We start from the raw sequence: 13,846 nt of genomic DNA, 5'->3' as shown, positions 1-13,846 counted from the left end.
TCACGCTCCGGTCTGTTCGAGCGCGCGGCGCAGCGCGCGGTTCTCGGGATCGATGCCACGGGCGCGATCGAACCACTCCCGCGCCTCGTCGCGGCGCCCCAGGACCCAGAGCACTTCCGCCACGTGCGCGGCGATCTCGGCGTCCTTCTGCAGCGCGAACGCACGCCGCAGCTCGACCAGCGCGTCCTCGTGCCGCCCCAGCCGGTAGAGCACCCACCCGTAGCTGTCGATGATCGCGGCGTTGCCCGGTTCGGCGACGCGCGCGCGGTCGATCAGCTCGAGCGCTTCCTCGTGGCGGTCGGTGCGGTCGGTGAGCGTGTAGCCCAGCGCGTTGAGCGCGGCGACGTTGTCGGGTTCGGCCACCAGGATCCTGCGCAGGTCCGCCTCGGCGCGCGCGATGTCGTCTCGCCGTTCCCACGCCAGGGCGCGGCCGTACAGCAGCGCGCTGTCGTCGGGATAGGCGGCCAGGCCGCGCGCGTACGTCGCGATTTCCGCCTCGGCGTCCCCCGCGTCGCGATGCAGCTCGGCCTCGAGCAGGTAGGCGTCGCGGCGCGCTCCCTCGTGCGCCTCGGCATCCGCCTGCAGCGCGTGGAGCGTGTCCATGGCCTCGTCGGCACGGTCGAGTTCGTTCAGGACGTTCGCCGTCCGCAGCCGCGCCTGCAGGCGCTGGGGACCGCCCGCGACGCTGTCGTACCACCGCAGCGCCTCCCCGAGGCGCTCGAGGAATTCGGCGACCTGCCCGAGCAGCAGCCGGCGCTGCGGATCCGGGTCCGTCGATCCTTCCTGCAGCGTCGCGTAGAGATCGGCGAGACCGTCGCGATCCTCCGCCTGCGCCAGCAGCGCGGCGCGCAGGCCCAGCGTCGACTCGTCCTGCGGTCCGCGCGCCAGCACGGCCGCCGCCCTGCCGGGCTCGCCCAGGCCCTCGTATTCGGCCGCGAGCGACATCCGCAGAGACTCGGTGCCGCCGGCCGACGACTCCAGGGCCGCGAGCGTCGCCAGCGCGTCGTCCCGGCGACCGGCCTCGCGCAACTGGCTGGCACGCAGGAGCGCCACGCGCGGTTCGTCCGGGAAGCGCTCGACCACGATCGCCACGATCCGCTCGGCGAGCGCCGGCTGGTCGAGCTGCTGCGCCAGGCCGCCGTAGGCCAGCCAGGCCTGGAGCTGGTCCGGGACCGCGCGCGCCTCGACGATCGCGGACAGCACGCGCCCGGCGAGCGCCATGTCGCGGCTGCCGCTGCTCAAGGCCACCAGTGCGTGCCGCCAGCCGTCGTCCGGGCGGCGGACGAGCGCGAGCAACGCCCGCCGCGCGGTGGCCTCCTGCCCGCGCCGCAGCGCGAGGATCGCTTCGGCCGCCTGCAGGTGGATCGAATCCGGGGCGCGCGCCTTCCATAGCGCGACGGCGTCGGCCGCGAGCGCATCGTCGTCGGCGAGCAGCGCGATCCGGCTCGCGCGCGCGGCGAGTGCCGCGTCGCCTTCCGCGCCGCGCGCGGCGGCCAGGTACCAGCGCGCGGCATCGTCCAGCTTGCCCGCCTGGAGGGCGAATTCGCCGGCGAGGCCGGCCTCGATCACCGCCTTCGGGGCCGGCGCGGGCACGGGGTCGTCGGCGGCGCCGGCGAGGCCCGGCACGACCATGCACGCGGACATGAGCACGGCGGCCAGCGGCCAACCCGTCCGCGGGCGTGGCACCCGTGCGGGGCCGGTAGAATGGCGGTCCTTCGACATCCGGCCAGCTTAGCGCACGCCCCTGAACTGATGAGTGGCGCCCCCGCCAGCCTGGAGCCGTCCGGCTCCGACGCCCGCCGCGCCCGCCTGCACGTCCTCGGCATCAACCACCAGACCGCGCCTGTCGACCTGCGCGAACAGGTGGCGATCGCCGGGGAAGCCGTGCCGGTGGCGCTGGCGTCGCTGCGCGCGCTCGAGGGCGTGCGCGAGGTCGCGTTGCTGTCCACCTGCAACCGGACCGAGCTCTACGCGCTGGCCGACGCCGGCGACGTCGCGCTCGCCCGTTGGCTCGGCAACGCGGGCCGCCCCGGCGGCGACGCGTCCGCGCCCCTCGACGCGTATCTCTACCGGCACAGCGACGAGGACGCGGTCCGCCACCTGTTCCGCGTCGCCACCGGGCTGGATTCGCTGGTGCTGGGCGAGCCGCAGATCCTCGGGCAGGTCAAGGACGCCTGGCTCGCCGCGCGCGGCGCCGGCACGCTGGGCGGGCACCTCGACAGGCTGTTCCAGCACGCGTTCGCCACAGCCAAGCGCGCGCGCACGGCCACGCGGATCGGCGCCAACCCGGTGTCGGTCGCGTCGGCCGCCGTGCGACTGGCGCGCGAGTCGTTCGCGCCGCTGCCCGAGTCCACCGCCCTGCTCGTCGGCGCGGGCGAAACCATCGAACTCGCCGCGCGCCACCTGCGCGAGGGCGGCATCCGCCGGTTGCTGGTGGCGAATCGCACGCTCGCCCATGCGCAGGAACTCGCGTCCCGCCACGGCGGCGTGGCGCTGCCGCTCGACGCACTGCCCCGCCACCTGGAAGAGGCGGACGTGGTCCTTTCGGCCACCGCCAGCCGCGAACCGGTGATCGCCGCCGCCCACGTGGCCGAGGCCCTCGCCCGCCGCCGCCACCGCCCGATGCTGCTGCTCGACCTGGCCGTGCCGCGCGACGTCGAACCGGCGGTCGCCGGGTTGCGCGACGCCTTCCTCTACACGGTCGACGACCTCGAGCGCGCGGTCGAGGACAACCGCCGCGGCCGCCGCGAGGCCGCCGCGGAAGCCGAATCGATCATCGACCTGCAGGCGGGGCGGTTCATGGAATCGCTCAACGCCGGCCAGCGGCTCGCACCCCTGCGCCAGCTCCGTGCGCACGGCGAGCGCACGCGCGACGCCGTGCTCGCGCGTGCCCGCCAGCAGCTCGCGGCCGGTCGCGACCCCGCCGAGGTCCTCGACCAGTTCGCGCGCCTGCTGACCAACCGCCTGCTGCACGCGCCGACCACCGCGCTGCGCGACGCCGCGCTGCGCGGCGACGGCGAACTGGCCCGCGCCGCCGAACGCCTGTTCCCCGCCGATGCGGAGCAGCTCGACGTGCATCCGGCCGACGGCGCGCCGGATCCGGCCGCGGACGCGACCTTGGACGCCGACCGCCGGGATCCCCCGGCGTGACGCCCGGGCTTCGTCGCAAGCTCGAGGCGCTGGCGGAGCGCCGCGAGGAGCTCGAGCGCCTGCTCGCCGAGCCGGCCGTCGCCGCGGACGCCGAGCGGTTCCGCGCCCTCTCGCGCGAGTTCGCGCGCCTCGGCCCGGTGGCCGACGCAATCGCCGAGGAGACGCGCGTGCGCCGCGACCTCGCCGCCGCCGAGGCGATGCGCGACGACCCGGAACTGCGCGCGCTCGCCGAGGAGGAGATCGCGGCCGCGCGCACCCGGCTCGAGTCCCTGGACGCCGAGCTCATGGCGCACCTGGTGCCGCGCGACCCGCGCGACGACGGCAACCTGTACCTCGAGGTGCGCGCCGGCGCGGGCGGGGACGAGGCGGCCATCTTTGCCGGCGACCTGTTCCGGATGTATTCGCGGTTCGCCGAGCGCAACGGCTGGAAGGTCGAGGTCGAGTCCGCGAACCCCGGAGAGCACGGCGGGTACAAGGAGATCGTCGCCCGCGTGGTCGGCGACGGCGCCTACTCGCGGCTGAAGTACGAATCGGGCACCCACCGCGTGCAGCGCGTGCCCGCGACCGAATCGCAGGGTCGCATCCACACCTCGGCCGCGACGGTCGCGATCATCGCCGAGGACCCGAGCGAGGTCGCCGTCGACCTCAATCCCGCGGACCTGCGCGTGGACACGTTCCGCTCGTCGGGCGCGGGTGGCCAGCACGTCAACAAGACCGACTCGGCGATCCGCATCACCCACCTGCCCTCCGGACTGGTCGTCGAGTCGCAGACCGAGCGCAGCCAGCACGCGAACCGCGACAAGGCGATGAAGCGCCTGCAGGCGATGCTCGTCGATGCCGAGATCGCGCGGCGCGACGCGGCGCAGGCGGCGGAGCGCAAGCTGCAGGTCGGCAGCGGCGACCGCAGCCAGCGGATCCGCACCTACAACTTCCCGCAGGGGCGCATCACCGACCACCGCGTCGAGGGCCTCACCCTCTACGACCTGCCAGACGTCCTCGAGGGTGCGCTGGAGCCGCTGGTGGACCGGCTCGCGCGCGAGGACCAGGCCGACGCGCTGGCGCGCCTGTCCGCCGGGCAGTGAGCCGGCGGCGCGCCTACACTGCGGCGATGGGACCCGCGCCATGACCAACGACGCCGACACGGCCTTCCTCCCGCTCTCGCTGTGCGTGCTGACGGTGTCGGACACGCGCACCGTCGCGCAGGACACCTCGGGCGACTTCCTCGCCAACGCCCTGGTCGAGGCGGGCCACCACCTGCACGCACGCGCGCTGCTGCCGGACGACCGCTACCGCCTGCGCGCGGAAGTGTCCGCGTGGATCGCCGACCCGGCGGTGGACGGCATCCTGGTGACCGGCGGCACGGGCTTCACGGGGCGCGATTCCACCCCCGAGGCGCTGGTCCCGCTGCTCGACAAGCAGATGCCCGGATTCGGCGAGCTGTTCCGTGCGCTGAGCTTCGAGGAGATCGGCACGAGCACGCTGCAGTCGCGCGCGTTCGCCGGCCTGGCGAACGGGACGTTCCTGTTCGCGCTGCCCGGCTCCACCGGCGCGTGCCGCACCGCGTGGGAGCGGATCATCCGCGCGCAACTGGACGCGCGGACCCGGCCCTGCAACCTCGCGCAGCTCCGCCCGCGCCTGAAGGAATAGCGCCGGCGTCAGCCGGTCGAGAACCCCGCCGCGACGTCGGCCGGTTCGATGGCCTCGCGCGTCACGCTGTCCACCCGCGCACTCGGCGGCCCCTCGGCGAGCCAGGCCGCGAGCGCGTCGAGGGCGGCCGCGTCGCCGGCGGCGACCACCTCCACCCGGCCGTCCGGCAGGTTCAGCGCCCGGCCGCGCAGGCCGAGGGCCTGCGCCCGCTCGCGGGTCGAGGCGCGGAAGAACACGCCCTGCACGCGACCGGACACGAGGAAGCGCGCGCCCGCGTCCATCAGCCAGCCGCGGCTTCGCCCTGTCCGGCGGGAACCGCGGGCCCACCGGCCGCCGCGATCGCCGCCTCGACCTCGGCCGCCGTCACCGGACCCAGGAACCGCTTCGCCACCGTGCCGTCCGGCGCGAGGAGGTAGGTCATCGGCAGGCCGCGGGGCGTCTCGAAGTCGGCCGGCGGGTCGTACACGTCGACGATGGCGACGGGATAGACGACCGGTCGCGCCTCGAGGAACGCGCGCATCGCGGCGACGTCGATCTCCTCGTAGGCCAGCCCCACCACCACGACGTGCTCGCGCATCGCGTCGAGCGCCGAGAGTTCGGGCATCTCCTTCAGGCAGGGCGCGCACCACGTGGCCCAGAAGTTCACCACGACCCAGCGCCCGGCCTGGTCGCGCAGGTCGAACACGCCGTGGTCGAGCGTCTCCACGCGCAGCGCCGGCGGTGACGCGTCGGCCGCCGGCGCGTCCGCGGACGGCGCGGGCACGGTGGTGTCGGCAGGCGCGGCGGCGCCGGAGGCGGCCGCCCCGGCGGCGTCCTCCGTCGCGGCCGGGCGGTCGCCGCCGCATGCGGAAAGGACCAGCATGAGCAGCAGGAGTGGCGCCGGCATCCAGGGCTTCCGATCGGTCATGGCGTGGTTCCAAGGTCCTCGTAGATGCCGCCGACGCGGCGCTTGAGCAGTGTGCGCAGCGGCACGCGCAGTTCGTCCAGCGCCTCGACGGCGGCATGGCCGAGCGGATCGTTCCGGCACGGCAGGTGCGCCTCGGCGATCGGGATCCGCAGCCCGCACGTCTCGTACAGTTCCGCGAGGCTCAGGTCGTCCAGGTCGCGCGACAGGATCCACTCGCCCGACTCGGCGCGGCTGAGCAGCCGGATGTCCTCCAGCTGCGCCAGCAGCTGCTGGATCAGCGCGTCGGTGAGCATCGGCTCCATGCGCTGGATGTCGTCGCTGTGCAGGCCCTCGCCGCGCGCGCGCGCCTGGGAGAACCGGCCGAGCATGCGCAGGATGCCGTAGAGCTCGTAGCCCTCGGGCAGGCGCATGGTCGCCGGCTGGTAGCGGAAGGCCGACAGCGACGACGCCAGCGAGGCACCCAGCAGGATGACCACCCAGCCCAGGAAGATCCACAGCAGGAAGATGGGGATCGCGGCCAGCGTCCCGTACACCCTGTAGGCCGGGAAGTTGCCCACGAACAGCCCCAGGCTGCCCTTCACCACCTCGAACAGCACCACGGCCAGCAGCGCGCCCGCGAACGCGTGGCGCCAGTGCACCGTCCGGTGCGGCACGGTGCGGTAGATGGCGGTGAATGCGAGCAGTTCGATCGCGACCGGGGCGAACCGCAGCATCAGCGACTCGATGGCCTGACCCGGCTGGGTCGAGAACACTTCCAGCGCGAACAGCTGCGTGGACAGCGCGAGCGACGAGGCGGCGACCAGCGCGCCCAGGGTGAGCACCGTCCAGTACACGAGGAACCGGCCGAAGCTCGGCCGGGGCGCCCGCACGCGCCAGATGCGGTTGAACGCCGCCTCGACGCTGCCCAGCGTGATCAGCACGGACACCACCAGCGCGATCACGCCCGCGGCGGTCAGTTGCCCCCGCTTGCCGGGATCGATGATCGCGAAGATGTACTGCTCGACCTGGCTGGCCGAACTCGGCACGAAGTTGGAGAAGACGTAGGCGCTCAGCTGCGCGGCGAGCGCATCGAACGCGGGGAAGGCCGACAGCACGGCGAACACGACCATCGCCAGCGGCACCAGCGCGAACACCGTCGTGTAGGCGAGCGCACCGGCCGCCTCGAACAGGCGGTCGTCGAGGAAACGCGTCCAGAGGAAGCGGAAGAACGAGCCCGTCCGCGCGCGGTCGCGCGCGAGTTCGCTCCACCGTTCGATGAAGGGCTGGGGACGCATCGGGCGGAGGGTAACCGATGGTGCGGGCGCCGGGCGCAACGGTGCGCCGGCCACGCGGGCGTCGGCTATCCTGCCGCGATGCGCGAGATCCTCGTCCTGTACTACAGCCGCGGCGGTTCGGTGGCCAACCTGGCGCGCCACGTCGCGCGCGGCGTGGGCGAGGTCGAGGGGATGGCCGCGCGCGTGCGCACCGTCCCGCCGGTCGCCCCCGCCACCGAGGTCGCGGCGCCGCCGGAGCCGGAATCGGGCGCGCCCTACGTCCTGCGCGAGGACCTGGCCGAGTGCGCGGGCCTGTTGCTCGGCAGCCCGACGCGGTTCGGCAACATGGCCGCGCCGCTCAAGCACTTCATCGACGGCCTCGGCGGCGAATGGGCCAGCGGCACCCTGGTCGGCAAGCCGGCCGGCGTCTTCACCTCGACCGCGACCATGCATGGCGGCCAGGAGGCGACCCTGCTGTCGATGATGGTGCCGCTGCTTCACCACGGCTGCGTCATCGCCGGGATTCCCTACACCGAACCGGCGCTGCACCGCACCCAGGGCGGTGGCACGCCCTACGGTGCGAGCCACTTCGCGGGCGCGCGCGACGATCCGGAGCCCTCGCCCGACGAGGCCGTGCTGGCGCGCGCGCTCGGCCGGCGCGTGGCGATGCTGGCGGCGCGGCTGGCATGAGCGCACGCCCCGACGGCGAGCCGCCGCGCGGTCGCCGCGTGGCCGCCGCACTGGCGGCGCTGGCGGCCCTCTACGTCGCCTGGTTCGGGATGCGGTCGGACGTGGTGGCGATCGTCGTGTTCGCCCTGCCGCCACTGCTGCTCGCGGCGCGGACGGTCGCGCGGCGCGGCGCGGGCCGCGCGCCCTTCTGGGCGGCGGTGCTGTCGCTGGGCTGGTTCAGCCACGGTGTCATGGTCGCCTGGAGCCGCCCCGCCGAAGCACTTTTCGCGCTGGGCGCGGTCGCGCTGTCGCTCGCGGTGCTGTTCGCCGTGACCCTACCGGCGTTGCGTGCCCGCTCGCGGTCACGGGACGCGGGGCGGCGCGGCCTATAATCGCGCGCTCCCGCACACCCCGCGCACGCCATGGACCATCTCTGCGTCGTCACCACCGGCGGCACGATCGACAAGGTCTACTTCGACGACAAGTCCGACTTCCAGGTCGGCGAGCCGCAGATCGGCCGGATCCTCGAGGAACTCGGCGTCGCGTTCCGGTTCACGGTCGTCCCGATCCTGCGCAAGGATTCGCTGCACCTGGACGATGCGGACCGCGAGCTGGTCCGCGCGACGGTCGAGGCACAGGCGGCGCGCCACGTGCTGGTCACCCATGGCACCGACAGCATGGTCGACACCGCGCGCGTGCTGGCGACCATTCCCGGCAAGACCATCGTGCTGACGGGTGCGCTCAACCCGGCGCGCTTCCGCGGTTCGGACGCGGAATTCAACATCGGTACCGCGGTCGGCGCCGTGCAGACGCTCCCGCCCGGCGTCTACATCGCCATGAACGGCCGGATCTGGGATCCCGCCCGCGTGCGCAAGAACGTGGCGGCGAACCGGTTCGAGGCCACCGGCTGAGCCTGCCCGGGCACGACGCGGGCCGTCCCGCCGTCGTCACGCAGGAAAGAAAAAAGCGTGGCCCCCGGAGGGGCCACGCTGCCTGCTGCACATTGCACGTCCCTGTGGCAGGCGTCCTTACGGGCGGGTCAGCCAGAAGCTGTAGTTCCCGCTGCCCGAGTACGACTCCACGCGCCAGTAGTAGTAGCCGGCGCTGCCGTTGTAGCTGATCGACTCGCTCGATCCCGACGACAGCGAGCTGGCGACCTGGCTCCAGGCGGACCCGTTCCAGCGGTACAGCCGCAGGTCGAAGTCGGTGCCGGAGGCCCCCTCGAGCCAGCCCTGGTGCGTGCCGGACGCGCTGTAGTAGTAGTTCCCTTCGGGCTGGACGTCGTAGTCGCCGTTGCCCGTGAGCGAACCCGTGTACAGCGTGCAACCGGTGCACGGCGCGCCGCCGCCGCCACCACCGCCGCCGGCGGTGAAGCTGGCGGTCAGCGTCATGCCGGAGTAGCTGCTGTAGCCGCGCAGCATCACGTACCAGTCGCCGGACTGCGGCGTGGCGAACGTGCAGGTCTCGTTGTTGCCGCTCTTGTACGGGCGGCAGTCATAGGCGCTGGTGGTCGGCTGCGAGCCCTGGCGCACGTACAGGTCGGCGTCGCCGCTGCCGCCGCTGGTCACGATCGACAGGTTGGTGGCGCCGGAAGGCACGGCGATCTTGTAGAAGACCTCCGAACCCGATGCCCCGGACAGGCCGGAGACCGGTACGCCGTTCTGCAGGTCGGTGACGCCGCCACCACCGCCGCCGCCACCGCCACCGCCGTTGAACAGCGAGTTGAGCAGCAGGTTGGGCGAGCCGGAACCGGGGTTGGTCACCTTGTTCGGGGTCGCGCCGCCGAGGATGGCGGAGGTGACCTGCGTCGGGGTGGCCGACGGATTCGCGGCCAGGTACAGCGCGGCGACGCCCGCCACGTGCGGGGACGCCATCGACGTGCCGCTGATCGTGTTGGTCGCCGAGTTGCTGGTGTACCAGGCCGAGGTGATCGACGAACCCGGGCCGAAGATGTCCAGGCAGCTGCCGTAGTTCGAGAACGACGAGCGCGCGTCGGTGTTCGTCGTCGAACCGACGGTGATCGCCACCGCGGCGCGGGCCGGCGAGTAGCTGCACGCGTTGCCGCTGTCGTTGCCCGCGGCCACGACCACGGTGACGCCGGCGTTGTGCATGCGCGCGACCGCGTCGTCGGTCGCCTGCGAGGCACCGCCGCCCAGGCTCATGTTGGCCACGGCCGGCTTGACGTGGTTGCTGGCGACCCAGTCCATGCCGGCGATCACGCCGGAGTTCGAGCCCGAACCGGAGCAGCCGAGCACGCGGACCGGGTGCAGGGTGACGCCCTTGGCGACGCCCCACGTCGCGCCACCGACGGTGCCCGCCACGTGCGTGCCGTGGCCGTTGCAGTCGCTGGTGCCGTTGCCGTCGCTGATCGCGGTGTAGCCGTTGCCGACGCGGCCGCCGAAATCGTTGTGGCTGGCGAGCACGCCCGTGTCGACGATGTAGGCATGCACGCCCGAGGCCGTCGTGTTGTAGGTGTACGTCCCGCTGAGCGGCAGGTTCGCCTGGTCGATGCGGTCCAGGCCCCAGGTCGCGTTGCTCTGGGTCGCGTCGATGCTGACGAGGCCGTCCTCTTCGACGTAGGCCACGCGCGGATCGGCGAGCAGGCGCTCCAGGGCCCGGCCGTTGGCGCGTACCGAGAAGCCGCGCAGGGCGTTGCGGTACGCATGCACGACGGTGGCGCCGTGCGCGCGCGCCATGTTCCGGGCGACGTCCGGGACCTGCGCGCGGCTCACGCCGGCGTGGATCCCGTATTCATTGGCGAGTGCCGCGGCGTCCTCCTTCAGGACCACGATGTACTGGCCCTGGATCGGCGCGCCGCGCGCGCGCAGCAGTTCGGCCGCTTCCGCGGCGCTGGCGCCGAAGGTGGAAACAGCGACGACGCAGGCGGTGGCGGCGGCGAGCGGATGGCGCCGCAGCCACGACTGGCTGGCAGATGACATTGAGAAACCCCCACGAGTAGGTAAACGTCCAGTTGATGTGTCCCCGCCCCCCTGAGGGACCGCCTGCCGGCGGGTGCCGCATCCCCTCTCCTGGATGCCGGCCCCGGTCCCCGGCCGCGGACCTGGCGGAGCCGGACCGGCCGCACGGGGCGGCCCGGTCCTGCGTGCACGGTCCTTCCTGCGACCGTGTCCCCCCGGTGTAGGCGACAGTTCCACCGCGATGCTTCTCCGGGTGCCTCAAAAAAATCTCAAATGCGGCTCTTTTCGTGACGCATGTCACATTTCGAACGTCTGGCGCGTGCCCGCTCCGCGGCATCCTCACCGTTCCTGCATGCCGAGTCGGCCGTCCCCGGCCAACCGCGCTAGCATCCGGGCGGAGACTGAGGGGACTGCCGTTGAGCACGCCAACCCGACCCCGGTCCACGCCCCCCGGGGTGGACGCATCGCGCCTGCAGGTGGGCGACCTGGTGGTCGACCTGCGCTATCGGCGCGTGATCCGTCCGGACGGCCAGTCCGAACTCCCGCAGCGGATGTTCGACCTGCTGCAGCTGTTCCTCGAGGAACCACACGTGCTGCACGGCCGCGCCGACCTGTTCCGGCGCCTGTGGCCCGGCGTGGTGGTCGAGGACGCGAACCTCTCGCAGAGCGTGTGGATGCTGCGCAAGGCGCTTGGCCCGCAGCGACGCCACTGGATCCGCACCGTCTCGAAGTCCGGCTACGTCTTCGAGCCCCCGACCGCCATCGTCCCGCTCGCCGCGACGGGCGCCGGCAACGCGCCTGAAGGGCGCGTCGCAACGGCCACGCCCCGGACACCGGTCGACCGCGCTGCGGCCGACGGCGACGCGCCTGGCGCCACCCGCCCGGCCGAAGTTTCCCGACGTCGCGGGCAAGCCGCTCCTCGCATCCCGCGGATGGCCGCGGGCCTCGTCCTCGCGGGGGCGCTCTGCGCCGGCCTGGTCGGCCTCGCCTGGCGCGGCGGGCCGGAGGGCGGCACCGCCGCGGTCGCCGCGACCGCCCCCGCGGAAGTCGCGCTCATCGGCGTGGGGGACGATGCCGCCCCCGCCGACGACACCTGGCCCGCGCGCCTGCTCCATGCCTGGCTGGCCTGGAAGCTGGACCTCTCGCCCGGCGTGGTGCGGCTGAGCGAAGCGCACCTGGCCTCGGGCACGGTCGCGGGCACGCCCCACCTTGTGCTGGTGTCCTCCGGCACGGTCGCAGGCACGGGCGACATGTTCATCCGCGCGCGCGTCGGCCACGGCGCGCAGAGCCGCCAGTTCGAGCGCCGCGGCCCTCCGGGCGAGATGCCCGCGCTGGTCGACGCCCTCTCGCAGGCGGTCGTCGACGCGGTGGCGCCCGCCAGCGCCGCGGGGGCATGGGGGCCGCTGGACATCTCCCCCGATGCCGCGCGCACCTATGCGGACGCCTACGACGCCTACGAGGCGCGTGCCTGGCCGGCGGCGGCCGACCAGCTGGCCAGCGTCGTGCGGCACGCACCCGGTTTCCCGCCCGCCCGCCTGCAACTGGCCGACGCCCGGATGCGCATGGGCCAGAGCCTGGCGGCCCGCGACCAGGTCGACGCGATGGAGGCCGTGCCAGGGCAGGTCCCGGAGGCGGCCCGGCCCGTGCTCGCCGCCCAGCTGCTCGCGCTGGACCCGCGGCGCACGCTGTCGGCCGCCGAGGCCTTCGGCACGCTGTCGGCGGACTACCCGCACCGGCATGACTTCGCCCTGCGCATGGCCGCGCTGTTGGCCGACGCAGGCCGGTCGCAGGAGGCGCTCGACGTCCTCGCCCGCCCGGTCTGGCGTCGCCAGCCTTCGGCGGTGCGCATCGAGCACTACCTGGCGACCGCGCAGGGCCACTTCGGGCTGGGCGACCTCGAGCGCGCCCGGGAAGCGGCGGTGGGCGCGCTGCGACTGGCCAGGGAGGCGGGCCCGGGCTGGGCGCGCGAGCACGGCCAGGTCTTGCTGGCCCTGGCGCAGGTGGACCAGGCCCTGCGCGGCGAGCAGGCCGACGCGAGCCTGTTCGAACAGGCCGCGCGCCAGTTCGAACTCGCCGGCAGCCCGGTCAACGCGATGTTCGCCCGCTACGTCGGCGGGACCTACGTCGACCCCGCCGAGGCGGATGGCGACGTGCTGGAGACGCTGCTGGCCGAAGCCCGCGCGGGCGGCTACCTCGGGATCGAGATCGACCTGCTGCGCAACGCGGCCCTCGCCCACTACATGGCCGGCCGCCACGACCGCTACCGCGCGCGGCTGGAGGAGGCGGTGACCGTCGCCACCAAGGCCGAGAACCCGCTGTGGCTGGAGCAGCTCGGCCTGGACCTGCTCGCCGACGACGTGCTGGCCGCCGACCTGCGCAGCGCGGACGAGCGCATCCGCCAGCTGCGCGACGGCGCGCTACAGGGCGAGGGCGCGGTGCAGGTCGAGGAGTACGCCGCGTTCCTCGCCGCCACGCGCGGGGAGTTCGGGCGCGCCATGGCCCTGCTCGACGGCGCCGCGCGTGGGCCGGACGTGCCCCGCCTGACGGTCGCGCGCCTGGCGTGCGCGCGGGCCGACCTGCACGCGCAGCAGGGGCGGCTCGCGAAGGCACGCGAATCGCTTCGCACGTGCGGCGCGCCCGACCTGCCCGAGCACCGCGACATGGTGGCGCTCGGGACCGCCTGGATCGACCTGCTGGCCGGCGATCGCGCCGCGGCCCTCGCGCACCTGGAGCCGCTGGGGGAACGGACGGACGTGGCGGACGGACCGGACGCCTGGTGGACGACGCTGCAGCTGGGTTACCTGTGGTCGCGCGCGGGCGCGCCCGCGCGCGCCGAACCGCTCTTCCGCGCCGCGCGCGAACCCGCGCGGGCCGCCGGCTACCGGTGGATGGTCGCGCTGGCCGACGTCGGCCTGGCCGAGACCCGCACCGCGCGTGGCGACTGGGACGCCGCGCAGGCGCACCTCGACGCGGCCCGAGCACACACGCCGGAAGACGCGTGGCTGCTGACCAGTCGCATCGAACAGGCCGCCGCCGCCGTCGAGTTGGGGCGCGGGGACGCCGACGCCGCCCATGCGCGCTTGCGCGCGGTGCACGCGGCCGCGCATGCGCGCGGCGACGTGGTGGCGCAGGTGGAGACCCATGCCCTGCTGCCGCGCGAGGGCGATGACCGGCCATGCGCGCGCGACGGCCTGCTGGCGTCCCGCGGCCTCCGGGGCGCCAGCCTCGACTGGCTGTTCGATGCCGCATCGCGCGTGCGCGCGCCCCTGGCGCAGGCCGAGGTCGCATTGCCGGACTGACGC

At 74.0% G+C, this 13,846-nt stretch carries 12 protein-coding genes; 7 read left to right on the top strand and 5 right to left on the bottom strand.

From position 1 onward, the window contains the following. Nucleotides 1-1,632: a tetratricopeptide repeat protein gene (locus ACYU7H_RS05830; protein ID WP_460813958.1), complete on the bottom strand. Its 1,632-nt coding sequence runs from the start codon at nucleotides 1,630-1,632 to the stop codon at nucleotides 1-3. 120 nt (nucleotides 1,633-1,752) lie between these two features. Between ACYU7H_RS05830 and hemA the strand changes: the two genes are divergently transcribed. Genes hemA through moaB form a run of 3 tightly spaced genes read left to right on the top strand, consistent with a single transcriptional unit; the run spans nucleotide 1,753 to nucleotide 4,797 of the window. Beyond that, a complete protein-coding gene (gene hemA, locus ACYU7H_RS05825; RefSeq protein ID WP_460813222.1) occupies nucleotides 1,753-3,150 on the top strand; it encodes a glutamyl-tRNA reductase in 1,398 nt (465 codons plus the stop codon). After that, complete coding sequence (prfA, locus tag ACYU7H_RS05820; protein ID WP_460813221.1) at nucleotides 3,147-4,232, top strand: peptide chain release factor 1; 1,086 nt, start codon at nucleotides 3,147-3,149, stop codon at nucleotides 4,230-4,232. Before hemA ends, prfA begins: the two co-directional genes overlap by 4 nt. A 40-nt stretch (nucleotides 4,233-4,272) precedes the next feature. Continuing rightward, on the top strand, nucleotides 4,273-4,797 hold the full coding sequence (gene moaB, locus ACYU7H_RS05815) for a molybdenum cofactor biosynthesis protein B (protein WP_460813220.1): 525 nt from the start codon (nucleotides 4,273-4,275) through the stop codon (nucleotides 4,795-4,797). 8 nt (nucleotides 4,798-4,805) lie between these two features. Here the strand turns inward: moaB and ACYU7H_RS05810 are convergent, their stop codons facing one another. The 3 genes from ACYU7H_RS05810 to ACYU7H_RS05800 are packed head-to-tail and all read right to left on the bottom strand — an operon-like array spanning nucleotide 4,806 to nucleotide 6,978. Beyond that, a complete protein-coding gene (locus ACYU7H_RS05810) occupies nucleotides 4,806-5,078 on the bottom strand; it encodes an acylphosphatase (protein WP_460813219.1) in 273 nt (90 codons plus the stop codon). Then, nucleotides 5,078-5,704, bottom strand: coding sequence for a TlpA family protein disulfide reductase (locus tag ACYU7H_RS05805; protein WP_460813218.1), 627 nt, complete (start codon nucleotides 5,702-5,704; stop codon nucleotides 5,078-5,080). Before ACYU7H_RS05805 ends, ACYU7H_RS05810 begins: the two co-directional genes overlap by 1 nt. Continuing rightward, on the bottom strand, nucleotides 5,701-6,978 hold the full coding sequence (locus tag ACYU7H_RS05800) for a YihY family inner membrane protein (RefSeq protein WP_460813217.1): 1,278 nt from the start codon (nucleotides 6,976-6,978) through the stop codon (nucleotides 5,701-5,703). The genes ACYU7H_RS05805 and ACYU7H_RS05800 overlap by 4 nt, the downstream gene beginning before the upstream one ends. A gap of 78 nt (nucleotides 6,979-7,056) precedes the next feature. On the opposite strand from ACYU7H_RS05800, the gene wrbA reads away from it, so the two are divergent. From wrbA to ACYU7H_RS05785, 3 genes are read left to right on the top strand one after another with little or no spacing between them, the layout of a single operon-like run. Next, a complete protein-coding gene (gene wrbA / locus ACYU7H_RS05795; protein WP_460813216.1) occupies nucleotides 7,057-7,647 on the top strand; it encodes an NAD(P)H:quinone oxidoreductase in 591 nt (196 codons plus the stop codon). Further along, nucleotides 7,644-8,018: a DUF2069 domain-containing protein gene (locus ACYU7H_RS05790; protein ID WP_460813215.1), complete on the top strand. Its 375-nt coding sequence runs from the start codon at nucleotides 7,644-7,646 to the stop codon at nucleotides 8,016-8,018. Before wrbA ends, ACYU7H_RS05790 begins: the two co-directional genes overlap by 4 nt. Before the next feature lie 30 nt (nucleotides 8,019-8,048). Further along, nucleotides 8,049-8,537 carry an asparaginase domain-containing protein gene (locus ACYU7H_RS05785; protein ID WP_460813214.1) on the top strand — a complete coding sequence of 163 codons (489 nt, stop codon included), beginning with the start codon at nucleotides 8,049-8,051 and terminating at the stop codon, nucleotides 8,535-8,537. A gap of 117 nt (nucleotides 8,538-8,654) precedes the next feature. On the opposite strand, the gene ACYU7H_RS05780 is transcribed toward ACYU7H_RS05785, so the two are convergent. Next, a complete protein-coding gene (locus ACYU7H_RS05780; RefSeq protein WP_460813213.1) occupies nucleotides 8,655-10,565 on the bottom strand; it encodes a S8 family peptidase in 1,911 nt (636 codons plus the stop codon). A gap of 434 nt (nucleotides 10,566-10,999) precedes the next feature. On the opposite strand from ACYU7H_RS05780, the gene ACYU7H_RS05775 reads away from it, so the two are divergent. Then, on the top strand, nucleotides 11,000-13,843 hold the full coding sequence (locus tag ACYU7H_RS05775; RefSeq protein ID WP_460813212.1) for a winged helix-turn-helix domain-containing protein: 2,844 nt from the start codon (nucleotides 11,000-11,002) through the stop codon (nucleotides 13,841-13,843). Nucleotides 13,844-13,846: the final 3 nt, after the last annotated feature.

The organism is Luteimonas pelagia (assembly GCF_054776035.1).
This window is presented reverse-complemented; position numbering and strand designations above follow the sequence as displayed.

Bases quoted from the DNA above. Each gene is read 5' to 3' on its own strand.
- ACYU7H_RS05830 (WP_460813958.1), bottom strand. From the start codon at position 1,632: ATGGTCGTGCCGGGCCTCGCCGGCGCCGCCGACGACCCCGTGCCCGCG.
- hemA (WP_460813222.1), top strand. From the start codon at position 1,753: ATGAGTGGCGCCCCCGCCAGCCTGGAGCCGTCCGGCTCCGACGCCCGC.
- moaB (WP_460813220.1), top strand. From the start codon at position 4,273: ATGACCAACGACGCCGACACGGCCTTCCTCCCGCTCTCGCTGTGCGTG.
- ACYU7H_RS05810 (WP_460813219.1), bottom strand. From the start codon at position 5,078: ATGGACGCGGGCGCGCGCTTCCTCGTGTCCGGTCGCGTGCAGGGCGTG.
- ACYU7H_RS05805 (WP_460813218.1), bottom strand. From the start codon at position 5,704: ATGACCGATCGGAAGCCCTGGATGCCGGCGCCACTCCTGCTGCTCATG.
- ACYU7H_RS05800 (WP_460813217.1), bottom strand. From the start codon at position 6,978: ATGCGTCCCCAGCCCTTCATCGAACGGTGGAGCGAACTCGCGCGCGAC.
- wrbA (WP_460813216.1), top strand. From the start codon at position 7,057: ATGCGCGAGATCCTCGTCCTGTACTACAGCCGCGGCGGTTCGGTGGCC.
- ACYU7H_RS05790 (WP_460813215.1), top strand. From the start codon at position 7,644: ATGAGCGCACGCCCCGACGGCGAGCCGCCGCGCGGTCGCCGCGTGGCC.
- ACYU7H_RS05785 (WP_460813214.1), top strand. From the start codon at position 8,049: ATGGACCATCTCTGCGTCGTCACCACCGGCGGCACGATCGACAAGGTC.
- ACYU7H_RS05780 (WP_460813213.1), bottom strand. From the start codon at position 10,565: ATGTCATCTGCCAGCCAGTCGTGGCTGCGGCGCCATCCGCTCGCCGCC.